Origin of the sequence: Kordia jejudonensis (assembly GCF_001005315.1) — a bacterium.
GTDB lineage: Bacteria > Bacteroidota > Bacteroidia > Flavobacteriales > Flavobacteriaceae > Kordia > Kordia jejudonensis.
Genome location: NZ_LBMG01000004.1, coordinates 63,347 through 80,259, shown reverse-complemented (window position 1 = coordinate 80,259; position 16,913 = coordinate 63,347). Strand labels below are relative to the sequence as shown.

The 16,913-nt window shown below is 29.8% G+C and carries 11 protein-coding genes and 1 pseudogene; 10 read left to right on the top strand and 2 right to left on the bottom strand.

Going from position 1 to position 16,913, the window contains the following annotated elements; genetic code table 11:
• Nucleotide 1: 1 nt before the first annotated feature.
• The gene (locus AA089_RS03075) at nt 2-424 is read right to left on the bottom strand and encodes a hypothetical protein (protein WP_046755446.1); all 423 of its coding nucleotides are present in this window, start codon (nt 422-424) and stop codon (nt 2-4) included.
• A gap of 450 nt (nt 425-874) precedes the next feature.
• Between AA089_RS03075 and AA089_RS24510 the strand changes: the two genes are divergently transcribed.
• From AA089_RS24510 to AA089_RS03050, 7 genes are all read left to right on the top strand, one after another.
• Complete coding sequence (locus tag AA089_RS24510; protein WP_156168880.1) at nt 875-1,045, top strand: hypothetical protein; 171 nt, start codon at nt 875-877, stop codon at nt 1,043-1,045.
• Nucleotides 1,046-1,214: 169 nt separating this feature from the next.
• The gene (locus AA089_RS03070; RefSeq protein WP_046755445.1) at nt 1,215-3,209 is read left to right on the top strand and encodes a tetratricopeptide repeat-containing sensor histidine kinase; all 1,995 of its coding nucleotides are present in this window, start codon (nt 1,215-1,217) and stop codon (nt 3,207-3,209) included.
• Nucleotides 3,206-3,955 (top strand): LytR/AlgR family response regulator transcription factor, encoded by a 750-nt coding sequence (locus AA089_RS03065; RefSeq protein ID WP_046755444.1) that lies wholly within the window; start codon nt 3,206-3,208, stop codon nt 3,953-3,955. Before AA089_RS03070 ends, AA089_RS03065 begins: the two co-directional genes overlap by 4 nt.
• Nucleotides 3,956-5,710 carry a hypothetical protein gene (locus tag AA089_RS03060; protein WP_046755443.1) on the top strand — a complete coding sequence of 585 codons (1,755 nt, stop codon included), beginning with the start codon at nt 3,956-3,958 and terminating at the stop codon, nt 5,708-5,710.
• Nucleotides 5,703-6,047 (top strand): restriction endonuclease, encoded by a 345-nt coding sequence (locus AA089_RS03055; RefSeq protein WP_053002178.1) that lies wholly within the window; start codon nt 5,703-5,705, stop codon nt 6,045-6,047. Before AA089_RS03060 ends, AA089_RS03055 begins: the two co-directional genes overlap by 8 nt.
• Before the next feature lie 21 nt (nt 6,048-6,068).
• A complete protein-coding gene (locus AA089_RS23440) occupies nt 6,069-8,228 on the top strand; it encodes an NACHT domain-containing protein (protein WP_053002177.1) in 2,160 nt (719 codons plus the stop codon).
• 194 nt (nt 8,229-8,422) lie between these two features.
• On the top strand, nt 8,423-10,135 hold the full coding sequence (locus tag AA089_RS03050) for a hypothetical protein (protein ID WP_046755442.1): 1,713 nt from the start codon (nt 8,423-8,425) through the stop codon (nt 10,133-10,135).
• 284 nt (nt 10,136-10,419) lie between these two features.
• Here the strand turns inward: AA089_RS03050 and AA089_RS03045 are convergent.
• Nucleotides 10,420-11,961: pseudogene (locus tag AA089_RS03045) on the bottom strand (IS1182 family transposase).
• A 505-nt stretch (nt 11,962-12,466) separates the two neighbouring features.
• On the opposite strand from AA089_RS03045, the gene AA089_RS03040 reads away from it, so the two are divergent.
• From AA089_RS03040 to AA089_RS03030, 3 genes are read left to right on the top strand one after another with little or no spacing between them, the layout of a single operon-like run.
• Nucleotides 12,467-12,670: a hypothetical protein gene (locus AA089_RS03040; RefSeq protein WP_046755441.1), complete on the top strand. Its 204-nt coding sequence runs from the start codon at nt 12,467-12,469 to the stop codon at nt 12,668-12,670.
• A gap of 3 nt (nt 12,671-12,673) precedes the next feature.
• Nucleotides 12,674-15,574 carry a PEP/pyruvate-binding domain-containing protein gene (locus AA089_RS03035; RefSeq protein ID WP_046755440.1) on the top strand — a complete coding sequence of 967 codons (2,901 nt, stop codon included), beginning with the start codon at nt 12,674-12,676 and terminating at the stop codon, nt 15,572-15,574.
• A gap of 1 nt (nt 15,575) precedes the next feature.
• Nucleotides 15,576-16,889, top strand: coding sequence for a serine hydrolase (locus AA089_RS03030; RefSeq protein ID WP_046755439.1), 1,314 nt, complete (start codon nt 15,576-15,578; stop codon nt 16,887-16,889).
• The last annotated feature ends 24 nt before the right edge of the window (nt 16,890-16,913 follow it).

The window sequence follows — 16,913 nt, the reverse complement described above, 5'->3', positions numbered from 1 at the left end:
TTTAATTGTTATTTATAATGCCATTATTAATATCACCTTCTATTTTATTAATATTTTTTCCAATTATAGTTGTTTGGTTATTATCATTTCTCAACGTTTGTTTATTGTTCTTTTTGTTACCAGTATTTAGATCTTCTTTAGATTCAATTTCATATTGACTGAAATCTCGAAGATCAAGAAATTGAGCTAGCCTATTAATATAAGTAGGGCTAAATGCAATACTTTCTTCTTCATTTTTGATTGCAACTTTTATTTTTCGCTGTGCTTCATAAATGAATTTACCAGTTAAGGAAACTCTTGGTTTTTCTCCGTAATTATTAATTTCTTCTGCAAGAAGTTCTGCATCAGAATGTTCGAGTGTTAATCCTGCCTTTTTTGCAGTGTCAATAAAAAGATTAATAAGTTTTTTTGGATTGTATGCCATGATTTTTCTTGTAAAAGAATCAACTCAAACTCTCTAAACAAAATCATTTTTATAAAAGTGACTGTGTAATTTCTAAACACTCTAAAATATTTTATGACCACAATATTAAAATCAATTTTCTAAGGAAAAACGCCAAATAAAACTACTAAGGAAAAATCAGAATAAGAAAGGAATTCTATGCAAGAAAAAGATAAAATCTCTTGTAGAATAGCACCAAATTTGCCTCATACAAAACAAGTATTAGTTCTTTGAGAAATAGGTTTTTATAAAAATTAGAAGTGCGCACAATGCATCAATTATAAATGTAGTCTTGTATTTTATTGTAAATACTAATTATCATTTTTAGATGTGTTCCTAATCTACATTGAAATCTATCGAAAGCATTAAAACTTAATTGTATAAGAAATAAGCTGGAAGAGTTCTAGTTAAAAAATCTTTAAAATCAAAATTATGATTACTATAAAATTAAATCTTTTATTAAATGTTTCTTTGAATAATAAATTATTAGAAAAATTGAATCCTTTTTTTTCTAAGCCATCTGTCAGCACAACTGCTAAATCTGACAAAAGTAGCGGAGAAGATGTAGCCGATCCATCAGTAACTCCGCCTGATGAAAATTAGTTTAAATAACTAGTTTAAAAATGGCAGGGAAAATTCCCTGTCATTTTTTCATATCTTCAATCTTGATAAATTAAAAATATGTTTTTTCTTTCAAAAAAATATCTAAAAAACGTATATAAATTAATAGTTGTAAATTAGGAATTATTAAACATCAACTGTTTTAACACAAATGAGTAATATAAAACTATTTCTGATAGTCATCTCTTTCCACATCACTAATGTCTTTTATGCACAGAAAAATGGTTTAGCAAAACAGCAGATTGATTATTATCAAAAAGGGAAAGAATTCCACAAAGAGAAAAAGTATGATAGTGCAATTTCTTATTTTGAAAAATATAAGTCAGAAGCATTACTTAATAATGATACGATAAAAGCGGCTAATGCTTTTTATAGGATCGGTTTATGCTATCTTACTAAAGAAAATTATAAAAAGGCAGAAGACTATTTTAAAGAAACTCTAAGTTTAGAAGTTCAAATGAAAGATTCACTTAGAATTGCCAAAGGATATAATAATGTCGGAATAGCAAAATACTATTTATCACAACTTGATAGTTGTTTATTTTACTACGATAAAGCACTAAGTATTTACCGAATAACATCAAAAAAGAAATTACCACAATTTCTAAAAAATATTGGTCTTGTTCACAAAAAAAAAGGCGATTACTTAAACGCATCAAACTATTTATTTGAAGCAGCTCAACTATTAGAAAATGAACATAAAAAAGCGGAAAGTGCCTCTACATATAACATCATTGGAATGATGTTTAATGAATCTGGTTATGATTCATTATCTCTAAATTACCACAGTTTATCGTTAAAAATAAGAAAAGAACTTCAAGATACATTAGCAATAGCTAAGTCACTAAATAATATTGCGAATGTTGCTAAAAGAGTTTATGGCTTAGATTCTTCATTAACTACATACAACAGAGCTTTCAAACTGATCGAAAGATTTGAAAATGATAGAATCAAATCTAAGATTCTTAATAACATTGGAGAAGTTCATTTAGAATTAAAAGATTACAAAAAAAGTAAAAGCTACTTCAAAAAATCATTAGTATTGAAAGAAGAACTCGGTGATCAGTATGGAATAGCATATTCATTATTAAATATTACCAAAATCTTATTACATGAAAAAAAAATTAGAGAAGCTGAAAAGCTCATCAATAGAGGTTTAAAGATTTCAGAAGAAATAAATTCTTTAACTCTACTAGTTCAATATCATGGTATTTATTCTCAATTATTAACGACAAATAAAGAATTTGAAAAAGCAACCAAATATTATAAATCGTATCTACAGCTTAAAGATTCTTTATTAAATGAATTAAAAATTAAATCATTATCAAACGCAGAAGTTAAATACAGAACAGCAGACTTAGAAAAACAAGTAGCTTTTTTGGAACCACTAGAAGGGGAAATTAAAATTTTAAGCCTAGAAAACGAAAATCAAAAAGACAAAATAAAATTTCAAACAACTATTAATTGGTTCTTGTTTTTTATTGTGTTGGCTATTTTATTTGTTCTAATACTATTATGGAGATTAGGAAAACAGAGAAAGCAAATAAATGAACTACTTGAATTAAAAAATGAAGAAATAACACATAGAATTAAAAATAACCTAGAAATTCTTACTGGTATTTTTAATAATCAACTTCGAGTGACAAATAATGAATCAGTAAAGGAAATACTTACTCAGAATAAACATCGATTAAAAGTTATAAATCATTTACATAATCGTTTATCTAGTGAACCTAATAAAGATATTTCTGCTAAAATTTACTTTGAAGGTTTGATTGATGATCTATTATTTAGTTTCAATTTTTCAAAAAGTAAATGTGATTCATCAATTGATGAATTACAAATTAGTACAGACACAATACTTCATGTAGGTTTGTTAATGAATGAATTGATCACAAATGCAATAAAACATGGACTAAAAGAAACAAAAGAGCCTAAACTTGAAATTTCACTTAAAAACTATGACTCCTACCTAGAATTAAAAGTCAAGGATAATGGTCATGGTTTACCTGAAAATATCGATTTAGTAAGCATAGAATCATACGGTATGATTCTAATTGATAAAATCGTAAATCGTCAATTAGATGGTGAATTAATTTACGCTTATAAAAATGGTGCTCTTTTCACAATAAATATACCAATATGAAAATCAAAATATTAATAGTAGAAGATGAAGTTATCTTAGCTGATGAAATTGAATATTCATTATCTGAAATAGGATATAATATAATAGGCAATGTAACCAATGGAGAAGAAGCTATCCAAATTATAATAGAAAATGATGTTGATATTATCCTTATGGATATAAAATTAAAAGGTGATCTATCGGGGACAGAAACAATGAAAGCTATTCAGAAAATAAAGGATATTCCCGTTATATATCTTACTGATATTACAAAAAAAGAAATTTGGAAAAAAGCAGAATCAACAAATCCTGTTGCCTATTTAATAAAGCCTTTTAATGCCTTACAAGTAGATATTGCTTTCCAAATAGCTTTGAAAAATGCTACTAAGAATAAAGGTTATAACTTAAATCCAACACAAGATTTAGACAATTCAAAATTTCAACATTACACTGTTAAAGATAGAGTGTATTTAAGAGATGGTACAAAGTTTATTCGTGTCTTAGAGGAAGAAATAGTATACGTTAAAGGAGCAGGTAGTTACTGTGACATTTTTAAGGAAGAAAAAAAGCATACTATGAGTTTAAACCTATCCCAATTTGAAAGAGAAATTCCATTTAAAAATTTATTCAGAATTCATAAATCATATATTGTAAATGTAAATAGAATTACAGCTATAGAAGGAAACATAGTTTATATTGATGAAATCAAAATTCCTATTGGCGCATCATACAAAGAAGAGTTTTTTAAGAAAATCAAATTTATTTAGATGCGGGTAAAAATAGAAATCAACTTTCAAGCTTGTTTTCCAAGTGAAACTCCTAAAGAATTATCAGAGTACTTATCAGGAATTGCAAAATCTGACTTACTAAAAGCTTGTTCATTCTTTTTAGGTTTTGAAACTGGACATTCAAAATATTCCTATGTGCCTAATTTTTTAAAAATGTTTTTTAGTCCTGAAAATTCAGATTTCGTAGAGGAGGTATTTTCAAACATTTTAGAATATGTAAAAGAAAGAGAATATCCATTAGAACAATATGATATTACCTATGTTATATCGATCTTGCATCTTTTTGAGTTCATTTTTGACAAAATACCTGACGATCAAATCACTACCAAAACTACCAAAGAAATTGAACAGGATATTTTTAAGGCTTATGTCCTTTTGAATCAAAGAACAATGACTGATAGAGATGCTAAAATTTTTAGTGAAAGCAATAAAGAGACTTTAGATGATAGAGTAAATAATTTGCGCCAAGCTGAAAATGCTGTAAAAATAAGTTTTCATAATTATGATCTAATTAACCCAGACATCTATAAACTTTTTTATTGTCAATTTCTTAGAGCTTATTACTATTTTGAGTTTTTATCAACCAAAGATGAATGTAAAATCCTATTAGAAAGTTTTTACGACAACTACTCTGTCAAAAACTACAAAGAGTACTTAAAAAAGTTAATTGGAATTATACACAGAGTACTTATAAGAAATGAAGAAGCCTATATTGATATATTGATTAATAATACTGAAGATTGTCAATTCATAGACAAACATATTGCAAATAGTAACGATAAATTAACCGAGACTGATTTCATAAATATAAGAAGTACACCTTTATATAAGTTTGAAGAAGGTAAATATAGAATCATCTTCCCTCCTTTTGTTATTGAGATGTTATATAATGGTTTATATTTTCGATTGAAATCAATTAATGATTCGCTACCAAAAGTAGATAAAGTAAAAAATCTTTATAATCTGAAAACGTATGAATATAGTGAACAGTATGTTTTATCGAAACTCTTAAAAGAAATATTTGGAAAACGTTACATTCAAAAATCAGGAACTGAACTAGATCAAATTATGGATGGTGCGCCTGATTACTATGTTAGAAATGGCAAATATATACAGGTATTTGAATCTAAAGATATTCTTATCAGTAAAGAGGGTAAACAATACGAAGATTTCTCAGATTTAAAAAATGAACTTAGCATAAAGTTGTTTGAGAACGAAAAGGGCAATAGAAAAGCAATTAGACAACTTGCAGAAACTGTTCGTAAAATACTTTTCAATGAAGCTGAATATGACTCGAAAATTCCAACTAAAAACGTTCAAATATTTCCAATACTCGTTGTACACTCTAGAATATTTTCTTCTCCAGGTCTAAATAGATACATAAATGAATGGTTCAGAAAAGAATTAAACAAACTAAACTGTGATATACCAAGAGTTCACGATGTAATATTAATAGATATAGATACTCTTATTCTCTACAAAGACGCATTCAAAAATAAAAAAGTTTCTCTTTGGAAACTCATGCTGGATTATGAAAAGTATTATATTAATTTCTCTCCCGAAAATTTAAAGACTAAGCCTAAAAGTATTCAAGAATTTCACATGATGTGTGATGAATCTGTTGATCCTTTTTCTTTATTTTTAGATAGGGAATTAAAAAGTATACGATACATTCCAAACTTTAATGAAATAGTAGAAAAGCTAACAACTCTTGAAAGTGATATAAATGAATAAAGATTGGTTTACATTAATTGAAAAACATACTCTAGCTGGAGCAAGAGATAAGTTTGAAAATATCTGTGGTTCTCTTTTTAAAAAAGTTTATCCTGGTAAGAATGGTAGAAATGTAGAAGTAAATCCAGGTGATGGAGGTATTGACGTCTTTATTGGGGAAATTGGTTTAAAGCCAATACATGTGATTCAATGTAAATTTTTTCCAACTGGACTTGGAGATTCACAGAAAGCACAAATAATAAATTCTTTTAAAACTGCTATTGAGTCTAAAAAATATGAAATGACTAAATGGTCATTATGTATTCCTAGCAAACTTAACATAGATGAAAATATTTGATGGAGTAAATGGAAAGACAAAATGATAGGGGAATATGGTCTTACTAAAAACTTCATAAAGCTAATTGACGGAGATGATATAATTGATTTATTAAAAGAGCATGATTTATATAATTCAGCTTTCGAAAAAGAAAACTCTCTCAAAATTGATAAAATATATAAAAGTGTACTTCCTGATATATCCTTAGAAAAATTAAAAAAGAGTATTCATAAAGCTTCTTCATTTCTAATTAGAGTTAAAAATTATTTTGAGAAAAAGCGAACAACTCATATTGACAGAAAAGAAACTTCCACCATCATTAACTGGGTTAAAACTGATTTACAGCCTAAAAAGAAAAATCTTTTAGTTCTTGAGGGCGATAAGGGTTTAGGTAAATCAGTAATTCTAAAGGATGTTTATCAAAAATTAACTAAAGAAGGATATTTAGTCTTAGGAATCAAAGCCGATAATTACTATGCTTCTACTCCTAGAGATTTAGAAAATAAATTATTCCTGAATAATGATATTTCTTTTTCAAGCATAATAGATACAATCAATACAAACAACGAAAAACTTGTTGTCATTATTGACCAAATTGATGCACTTTCACAAACTTTATCTTCAAATAGAGAGTTTATCCAAACATATAATAGAATTATAAATGAACTACTTGATGAAAGAAACATCAGAATAATCATATCTTCTAGAACTTATGACCTCAAATACGATGCTGAATTAAGTATATACAATTCAAATGAATATAAAAATATTAAGGCTACTCCATTAAATGAAAATGAGGTTACTAAAACACTACAAGCTTTTAGTGTACGATCTCCTTCAAAGAAAATAATTCAATTACTCCAAACTCCTAATCATTTGGAAATTTTCTGCAAACTACCAAATAAGGAAAAAATTAATCTTAATACTTTATCATCCTTAAAGGATCTATATGATAAGTTATGGGAAACATTAGTACTTTCTAAAGAAGATTTAGCATTAGAAAAAGTATTGCATTTGATAGCGGATGAAATGTACAATAATCAACAAATTGTAATTAGAAAGCGATTTGTTTCAAAATATAATTCTGAAATTAATTACCTTCTAAGTAATCAATTATTGGTTAGTGATGAATCAAACATTCAGTTTTTTCATCAAACTTTTTATGATTATTGTTTTGCTAGACAATTTGTTGAGAATGGTCTTGATATTTATGATTATCTGAGTAAGAATCAACAAAATCTTGAAATCAGATCAAATATTAAAATGGTATTTGAATACTTAAGGGAATATAATCCTAAGAGGTATCTTAAATATTCTAAAAGCATTTTAAAATCTTCTAGGTGTAGGTTTCATCTAAAATTACTTATTATTAACAACTTAGGTTTTTTTGAGCCATCTAATGAAGAAAAATTACTTGTTCAAAAACATATATTGAAAAATAAGCTTTATGAAGACATATTCATTAACTCAATTTCATCAGAGAAATGGATTGAGTATCTAATTGAAAATAGAATTATTGACAAATATTTATTTGTAGAAAAAAGCTTTAAAAATTATTGCTATGATTTGTACAAAAAACAATCATTTTTTAAATCAAAATATCTTGAAAGTCTTAATGCAGAAAAAGTTATAGAAAAAAAGAGAGAAAGTATCTGGGTTTTATTTAGGAATAATATCAATAAGTGCCCTCATTTAATTATATCTTATCTAGATCAATCAAACAACTTTCCTCTTAAACATAACTTTATTGAAAGATTGTTATATAACTTAGATCACTGGGATGATGAAAAAATGCTAACCTATTTTGATAAGTATATACCTTATGATGCAAAAGGAAAACGAAGAGATAATTTTTGGTTCTATCAAATCATTCCCAAAATATTTGAATATCACAGAGATTATGCATTAAATAAAATCGAGTATGTCCTGAAGAATGTTTTTACAAATAAAGAGAACTGGCACAGCAAAAGGTTTTCTCATGATCAGGAGAAACTATTTGATGATATTTATAAACTAAGTCCCGATGATTTTTTTGATCTTATAGTCAAAATATACAATGATATCTTAATGAATAACCCAAGTACTGTTTCACTCAAAGAAACTAACTCTCTTCTACAAGGTTGCTCATTATTCTTTGATTATATTGGAAATCACTCAAAAGATGCACATGAATTTATTGAAGAGTTTATCGTTAGCATTTAGCTACAAAAAATGATCATAAAGAATACATACTAGATTTTTACAATACATACAAAAACTCAAATTCTATATACATTATACGAATTATTGTCCTATTCTTTATTAATTATCCTAAATCATATACCGAAGAAGCTTTTGAACTCATTTCAATAGTAAGTTCAAAAAATGGATTCAACTCCACTGATGATCTATTACAGTTGAATTTTAGACTATTAATTGGACAAATATTTCCACATTTATACTCAAATCAAAAAAATGATATCATAAATATTATTCTTGAAGTTAAAAACCCTTACGAACAACCCTATTCTTATGAAGATAATGAGAAAAGAAAAAGAGTAGTCTATCCAGGTGTAGGTAAAAAACAATATGCCTTTTTAAAAGTATTACCCAAAGAAGAAATTGAAAAAAGTTTTATTCTAAAGAAAAAATTTAATGAATTTAAAAGAAGTTTTGGTGACATAAACGAAAATAAAGCTAGTAATGTTTCTTCAATGTCAACTTATGGAGTTGGTGCTCCCTTAGAACAACATGCATATTCAAAAATGGACTTAAATAGTTGGAAAAGTAGTTTTTTGAAATTTAATGATAATTACAGAAGAGATCGTGGACCAAAAGGAGGAAAACTACAACACTCAAGAACATTTGAAGCACAAGTAAAAACAAATCCTGATAAATTTTATGATTTTATACTTGAACTTTTTGAAAATAATAAAATTTCAGTCGATTATATTTCTTCAGGATTAAATGGCTTAATTCAAGGTGAATATATTCCTGAAAAGATAAAAATTATTTATAAAAAGTTAATAAAACTCAAGCTAGATAAAAGTAACACTTTATACTCTATTTGGAAAGTTGAATATTTAATAAAACATCATCTAATTGATTACGATATTATTATGTTCATATCTCACAATGCATTAAATCATCCAAGTCCTGATTGTCCTCTGAACGAAAATGATCCAGATTTTGATAGTATAAATACTGTTAGAGGAGCTGCAATACATAAACTAATTCAATGTTATGAACATAAAGAATTTTCAGAAATAATATTTGAAACTGTTGAAAAAGCTGTCAATGATCCACAAATTTCTGTTAAGGTCGCAATCATTCAGGAATTAGCATATCTCAATTATCTAGAATTAGAGAGAAGTTTCAAAATATTTCAATCATTAATTGAAAAAGATGATATACAAATACTAAAGAACTCATTTAGAACCTCTCAATATTTTAATACCAAGTTTCATCATCAAATGCAATCGTACTTTGATAAGATCATCAAGTATGAAGAATTACATGAAAATGGTAATGTCTTAGTATTAAGCTGGATAAATGATAAAATTAATAACAAACCATTATATGATAAGTTTGTGAAATCTAGTGATAACGCAAAACTTTGTGCCTTAAAGATTGCTGAAGCTAATCTTTTTGATAGAGATGATAATTCAATTGTAAATGAAAAATCACTTAGTATAATCAATGCCTTTTTGAATAAATCTGGAGATGAATTCTCTCATGCCTATTCAGGCTTGATATTAAGGAAAATAAAACCCATAAAGTTTAAATTACTATATGATTTCTTAGTTAAATATTCTAAAAGCGAGTTATGTATGGATGAACCTAGATACTTTTTACAACTATTATTAAGTTCTGCCAAGGAACATCCTAAAAAATGCTTAAGATTATTACAAAATATGAACTTTAGTAATAGACCTGATATACAAGAATCTGGCTATTATGATAAAGAACCTGTTCAACTAATACTTGCTATATATTCTAAGCTAAATATGGACTCGAAAAACAATAAAAAGTATATTAAAATAGCTCTAGATATTTTTGATTCAATGTTAAAACATAATCATTTAAGAAATGCTGCAAATGATGCCATTGAACTGTCTATGAAGTCATAGAAAACCCCTAATAATTTAGAGTATTGTTTTCGAGTATGGATTTTGATAGTTTTGATAGTTTTTCAATACTCCGATTTTCACTAAACAACTGTTTACCAAACACATAACAGGCGAGCAATTTGTATTCATAACCCGGAGGTCTCGGGTTCAATTCCCGATCTCGCTACAACAATGAGGTCGTCTAAAAAGTAATTTTTAGGCGATTTTCTTTTAAGTATAATGTTATTTTAGGAAGTTGCTTTTTTGAGTTATGTAGTTAAGAGTTAAAAGTTTTAAAAGTGCTCTTATAGTGCTAAACTATACTTTTTTAGGTTATGTGCCATTGCGATAAGCCCTATTTCTACTTCTACTTTTTCTAATGATCGCAATAAGAATCGCTTAAAGTTCATGTTGTGTTTTATATTCCCAAATACAGCCTCCACATCCCAACAACGTTATTTTCGTTTTTCGATGCCTTTCTCACTAGTAAGTAAGTTTTTAGCTTTAGCTTTGAGTCGGCTTAGATTGTAATTACGCTCTATAATCCGATTGTATTTGGATTTGTGACATAGACTTCTAAGCGAACAACCCTTGCAGTTCTGTGCCTGATAGCGATGCAGGGTTTGTACAAATCCTGTTTTGGTCTTTTTTTGATAACTTCCTACATATCTCATGGCTTGTCCCATAGGACAGTAATACGTGTCTGTATCTTTATTGTAGTAAAGCTGATTAGCTGCAAAAGGATTGACTTTTCCTTTCTTCTGATCTTGTTGCTCTTTATGGAAGTAGTTGTATTTAACAAAAGCCTCGATTCCTTTTGCTTCTAAGTCTGTATAATTCTCTTCACTTCCGAAGCCTGCATCTGCAGTGAGCGTATCGGGTGTTTGCTGATAACTCTCCACTAGATCTTCTACATGATCTTTTAGCAGTGTAGTATCAGCAGTAGTTTGCCCTAACGTATAATTAACTAAGTACTGGTTGTTGGTAGAAGCTAAAAAGTTATAGCCTGGCTTTAGTTGTCCGTTTTGCATGTGATCATCCTTCATCCGCATAAAGGTAGCACTAGGATCAGTCTTACTCATCGAGTTTCGTCCACCTAATTGTTTTTCTTGATAATTATACTTGGCAATCTTCTCAGGCCAGTTCTTCTTAGCATAACCTAATTTTTGTTTGATCTTTTTATCTACTTGCTTGCCTGATAAAGCTTGATTGATACTATCGATAGTCTTGGCTACCTGATCGGGATCAACAGCGTCAAAATTATCAGGCTCATTAGGGCGTTGTTCCTCTTCTGCATACACCGTTTCTACATAAGCCCAAAGTTCTTTAAGTTGTTTACTGATACGAGCGCGAGAAGTCTTGATGCTCTTACCCCAAACAAAGGTATAACGATTGGCATTAGCTTCCAGTTTTGTACCGTCAACATAAACATCCTTTATATGAAGGATACCTTCGGAAGCTAACAGTAAAACAACCTGATTGAAGATCTGCTTGAACTTACCTTTGAGTCTACCCGAACGAAAGTTAGCAATGGTATTATGGTCGGGTTGCGCTCCACCAGAGAGCCACATAAAATGAATATTCTCCGCTAAAGCCTGCTCTATCTTACGTGAAGAATACAAATTACGTAAGTACCCATAAATTAATATCTTAATCAATACACGAGGATGATAACTAGAAGTGCCACCGCCTTTGTAAGTGCGTTCAATAGAACTAATATCAACTCGATCCAAAATAGAATTCACTAAGCGAACAGGATGATTTGCAGAAATAAAATCATCATAACTCGGAGGAAGAAGACTCAACTGAGACTGGTAATTGGTCTTCCAAACAGGATTTACTTTCATAACTTTAAAATACAAAATCTTAAAATTAATTCATAAAAAAAGACTGCCTTTTTAGACAGCCTCATTTATTTTCAATAGTTTCATTTTCCATAGCAGAGTACTGTTTTTTCCATTCTTTTACACCCTATCAATCTCTTAATGAGATACTTATAAAAATTATTCTTTAGGGTAAAATCTCAGCGTTAGGATTTTTATTGAAGATTTAAACATCTCTCATAGCTTTCAATACTACATTTTTATTAACATGATGACTTCTTAACACTACTTTAGAATTTTGAGAAGACAAAAACCCTATATCTTTTTTAAACATTATAATTGGATACGTATTTAAGAAATGTACCTTCATGAAAAAACCAAAGTCCTAAGTCTTCTCTAAATTTTCCTTGAGGTCATCAAACATGGTTAATTTTAGTGTACAAGCTAATAATTTTACCAAATGAGCTAACTTATCAATTCTAAATAATGGAATTTTGTTACTAATTAAAATAATCTAAACTAACTACACATGAACAAGACAATCAAATTAATTTTACTCTTTGCAGGAATTATTCTAATAGGATACGGAATTTATACAATGATCGCACCAGAAGCTTCTCTTAGTGTCGGTCCCTTAAATGCAGAAGTGCAAGATAATAACAGTGCATACATCACTATCGGATTAGGAGTTGTATCTTTGCTTATTGGATTAATCGCAGGAAAAAAAGCATAATATATGTTCAAAAAAATTACCCTTTTTCTTTTTCTATTTTCGTGTATTTTAAATGCACAAGAAAAATCTACCGCTCAAATCAAAAATCTTATTGAGCAATACAAAAAAGATCGTCGTGGTCCCTACAACGGAATCAAATGGTTTTGCGACGATAATAGTATCAGAGAAGCACGAGATCCATGTCCAGACAGTATTGGCGGCGGTATTCAGCATGCTAGTTTTAAAAGTAGCGCAAAAGATTTACGAAAAAGTAATCATTTATTTTTTGGAGAAATCTTAGCATCTTTACATCCAGAAGAATTTATAGATGAAAAGAATAATTTTAGCCGTTTGAAACAATATCAAATAGGAAAATACCTTTCTAGTATTGACGATGGCTGGGTTTTACGACGCGCTCAATATTATCGAGGTGCTTTTCAAAGTGAAGATGAAGAAGCATGGGGAAAAGACTTTTTCGAAACCCTATTGAGAAATGATGATCTTATCTTTAGCAATTATTTTCTATTTCGTCAGGCTTTAAAAGATATTCCACACAATGGCGATAGCAATCTTGCGCAAAATATGCGAAGCGAATCTAAATTATTAGCAGAAGATATTCCTTCCTTTATGGATGTCAGAATTAAAATTCATGGACAACCGGATGTTACGGATATTAAATTGGTTGAAAATTACATTTCCCAGCATAACTCAAAACTTTCTGACAAACAAAAAAGAGAATTTTCAAAGTTACTAGCTACCATGCGTCAATATTATGCTCCTATCGATTTTGAAAAGCTGAATAACGACGTAAAAGCAATCTCAGAAAAAAATAATATAACACGCATACTGACTGATTTTTTTACTTCTCAAAATACGGAAACCACTACCAAAAAATTAGTCACAGATATCTCAAAATTATTATATGAAATTCGTTTAGGTGTCAACAACTTTAAAAGTAGTCGAGACCGATTAAAAGTATTAGATATTTCAATTCAATTGGAAAATATTTTACTCAAAGAAGTTCAAAATTGGGACGCACTAACGCTACAAGACAATTTGGATAAAATAAGTGCGTTAGCATGTGCTTCCGCAGGAACAGGATTGATTGAAAATTGGGAATATGAAGCTATTAATACTTTACTAAGTGATGAAATTCACAATGATGAATTAAGCATCAAAACTCTAAATAGCATTTTGAGCCACAGCCGAAGTATTGTGGAATGGAGTACGTCCATGGTCAAAGCAACCTACCAAAGTGATGTTGACAAATACACAGCGTTTGAACCGATAACTTATAGTTTCATCGACGACAGAGTTCGTAGTAGTGTAGCGCTAAATTTTGGAGAAACGGTAAGTAATTTAGGAATCTTTGTTTCTAAAGTATCAAAAATTAACAACCAAGTAATGAAGATTGAAAACCAAACCGCAATCAGAGGATTAAATCCTGGATATGCATTTGGCGAATTGGTCGTTGTAGATGGAAATCCTGATGAAGTTGAAGTGCAAACAAATAAGATATATATTTTTGAAAAACCACCACACGATTTAAAACCTGTGGCAGGAATCATGACGGTTTCAGAAGGGAATTTAGTCTCGCACGTACAATTGTTAGCGCGTAACTTAGGAATCCCAAATGCTGTATTATCCTATGATAATTTAAAAGCATTGAAAAAATATAATGGTAAAAAAGTATTCTACGCCGTTACAAGCAAAGGAAATGTTGTCTTGAAACTTGAAGACGCAATGGAAGCCAATGAAACTGCGCTTTTCAGTAAAAATGAACGCAGTAAAAACGTCATTGAAGTTCCTATTAAAGATATTCGATTAGATGTTTCTAAAGTAATTAACATGCGTGATGTGAATGCTACAGATTCTGGAAAATTATGTGGACCGAAAGCTGCTAATTTAGGCGAATTGAAACAGTTATTTCCAGATCAAGTTGTGGAAGGATTAATTCTTCCTTTTGGCGTGTTTAAATCGCATATGAATCAACTAATGCCCAATAGCAACATGAGTTACTGGACATATTTAAATAGTACGTTTGCAGAAGCTGATCGAATGCGAAAAGAAAATATCTCAGAAGAAAAAGTAGAAGCTTTTCAACTTGCAAATTTGAAAAAATTACACGACGCAATTATTAAAATGCCTTTAGACAAAGCGTTTAAAGATGATTTATACGCGAGTTTTTCATCCATTTTTGGGAATACTATCGGAAATGTTCCTGTATTTTTAAGAAGCGACACCAATATGGAAGACTTGAAAGAGTTTACTGGAGCTGGATTAAATTTGACGCTATTTAATATTAAAAACGAAGACGAAATCATCAAAGGAATTAAGCGTGTTTGGGCTTCTGCCTATACAGAACGCAGTTTTAAATGGAGACAGAAATACTTATCAAATCCTGAAAATGTTTTTCCTTCCATCCTAATAATCCCAAGTGTCGATGTCGATTATTCAGGTGTCATGATTACCAAAGGAATCAACTCTGGAAACGATGAAGATTTAACAGTTGCATTCAGTCGTGGTGCTGGTGGTGCTGTTGATGGACAATCTGCGGAAACGCGCCTAATTACGACAAAAGGAAATACATTATTAGCTCCTGCAAGACAGCCTGATTATATAAGATTGCCTGATGATGGCGGTACAAAACATCATTTTACATCGTTTGAAACTCCTATTTTGAATGAAAAAAATATAGAAGATATTAGAACAATCGCGAAAAGAGTTCGTGAAAAAATGACTGAACACACCGCTTCACAACATCAAGCCTATGATGTAGAATTCGGATTTAAAGATAACAAACTGTGGTTGTTTCAAATACGTCCATTTGTAGAAAATAAAAAAGCAAAAAGTTCAAACTATTTACAATCAATAACACCAAATATAGATACTGATAAAAAGGTTTCTGTAAATACTAAATTATAAGATGAAAAAATTACTTTATGTAGCCGTTTTCCTTTGTATTATTATATCATTCGGATTTATTTCATATCCAATAGATGGTTATAAACGTACAGGAATCAAGCGTTTATACCAAATACGACAAATGCAATTAGACAGCGTAAAATACACTCGTATTCCTGCTGGAGCATATAAAATGCTCGATGAAATTAAGTTGAACTTAGCGAATATTAAAGAAGACAGCATCAACGATTTATTAGTTGATAACGCCGAATTTATGCGCGAAGTAAAACGTTTAATTCCAGGTGGCGCATATTCTGTAGCCGTAATGGATATGACAGACGTAAACAATTTAAAATACGCTTCACACAGAGAAAATGTGGGATATCAACCAGGAAGTGTTGGTAAAATTGCCGTATTAAATGCGGTATTTACACAAATGGCAAAAGTATGTCCAAACTCATTTCAAGACCGTATTGACTATTTAAAAGGTATTGAAGTTTCAGCTCGCTATTGGGGAACTGGCGATCATCATACGGTTCCTATATACGATATGGAAAATGACAGATTGACCAAAAGACGCGTTCGTGCAGATGATAAATTTTCGTTATTCGAATGGCTAGATCACATGGTTTCTGTGAGTAATAATGGGGCGGCAAGCGTTATGTACAGAGAAGCAATGCTCATGGCTGCTTTTAAAGAAGATTATGTAAACTTAACAGAAGAAGAAGGCGAACGTTACTTTAAAGAAACTCCAAGAGATTCCTTGACAAATTTGGCAAATACTGTAGTAAATGAACCATTGCGTGAGTTAGGAATTACAGAAGACGATTGGCGTTTGGGCGGAATGTTTACACGTCCTGCTGGAAAATATGTTGGTCGTAAAGGCGGAAGTATTGGAACTCCAAGAGGTTTAATGAAGTTTTTAGTAAAACTAGAACAAGGAAAGGTTGTTGATCAAGAATCGAGCTTGGAAATGAAACGTTTGTTATACCTTACTGACAGACGCATTCGCTATGCGAGATCTAGAAAATTAGACAGCGCAGCAGTATATTTTAAATCGGGAAGTTATTATAAATGTGACCGAGAGAAAAATCCTGATTGTAAAAGTTATGCAGGAAATGTATTTAATTATATGAATTCTGTCATTATCGTAGAACATCCAAACGGCATCAAATATATTGTGTGTTTAATGAGTAATGTATTGAATAAAAATTCAGCAGGTGCACACATGTATCTGGCGAGTAAAATTGATAATTTAATCACAAAAAACAACGATGATAACGAAGTTTTAAACGAAAATTATAAAGATCCTGAAGATGAAGGTGATGGAAATTGATATGTTCGTTTCTTAAACTCAATT

Bases quoted from the DNA above. Each gene is read 5' to 3' on its own strand.
- AA089_RS03030 (WP_046755439.1), top strand. From the start codon at position 15,576: ATGAAAAAATTACTTTATGTAGCCGTTTTCCTTTGTATTATTATATCA.
- AA089_RS03040 (WP_046755441.1), top strand. From the start codon at position 12,467: ATGAACAAGACAATCAAATTAATTTTACTCTTTGCAGGAATTATTCTA.
- AA089_RS24510 (WP_156168880.1), top strand. From the start codon at position 875: ATGATTACTATAAAATTAAATCTTTTATTAAATGTTTCTTTGAATAAT.
- AA089_RS23440 (WP_053002177.1), top strand. From the start codon at position 6,069: ATGATAGGGGAATATGGTCTTACTAAAAACTTCATAAAGCTAATTGAC.
- AA089_RS03075 (WP_046755446.1), bottom strand. From the start codon at position 424: ATGGCATACAATCCAAAAAAACTTATTAATCTTTTTATTGACACTGCA.
- AA089_RS03070 (WP_046755445.1), top strand. From the start codon at position 1,215: ATGAGTAATATAAAACTATTTCTGATAGTCATCTCTTTCCACATCACT.
- AA089_RS03065 (WP_046755444.1), top strand. From the start codon at position 3,206: ATGAAAATCAAAATATTAATAGTAGAAGATGAAGTTATCTTAGCTGAT.
- AA089_RS03035 (WP_046755440.1), top strand. From the start codon at position 12,674: ATGTTCAAAAAAATTACCCTTTTTCTTTTTCTATTTTCGTGTATTTTA.
- AA089_RS03060 (WP_046755443.1), top strand. From the start codon at position 3,956: ATGCGGGTAAAAATAGAAATCAACTTTCAAGCTTGTTTTCCAAGTGAA.
- AA089_RS03055 (WP_053002178.1), top strand. From the start codon at position 5,703: ATGAATAAAGATTGGTTTACATTAATTGAAAAACATACTCTAGCTGGA.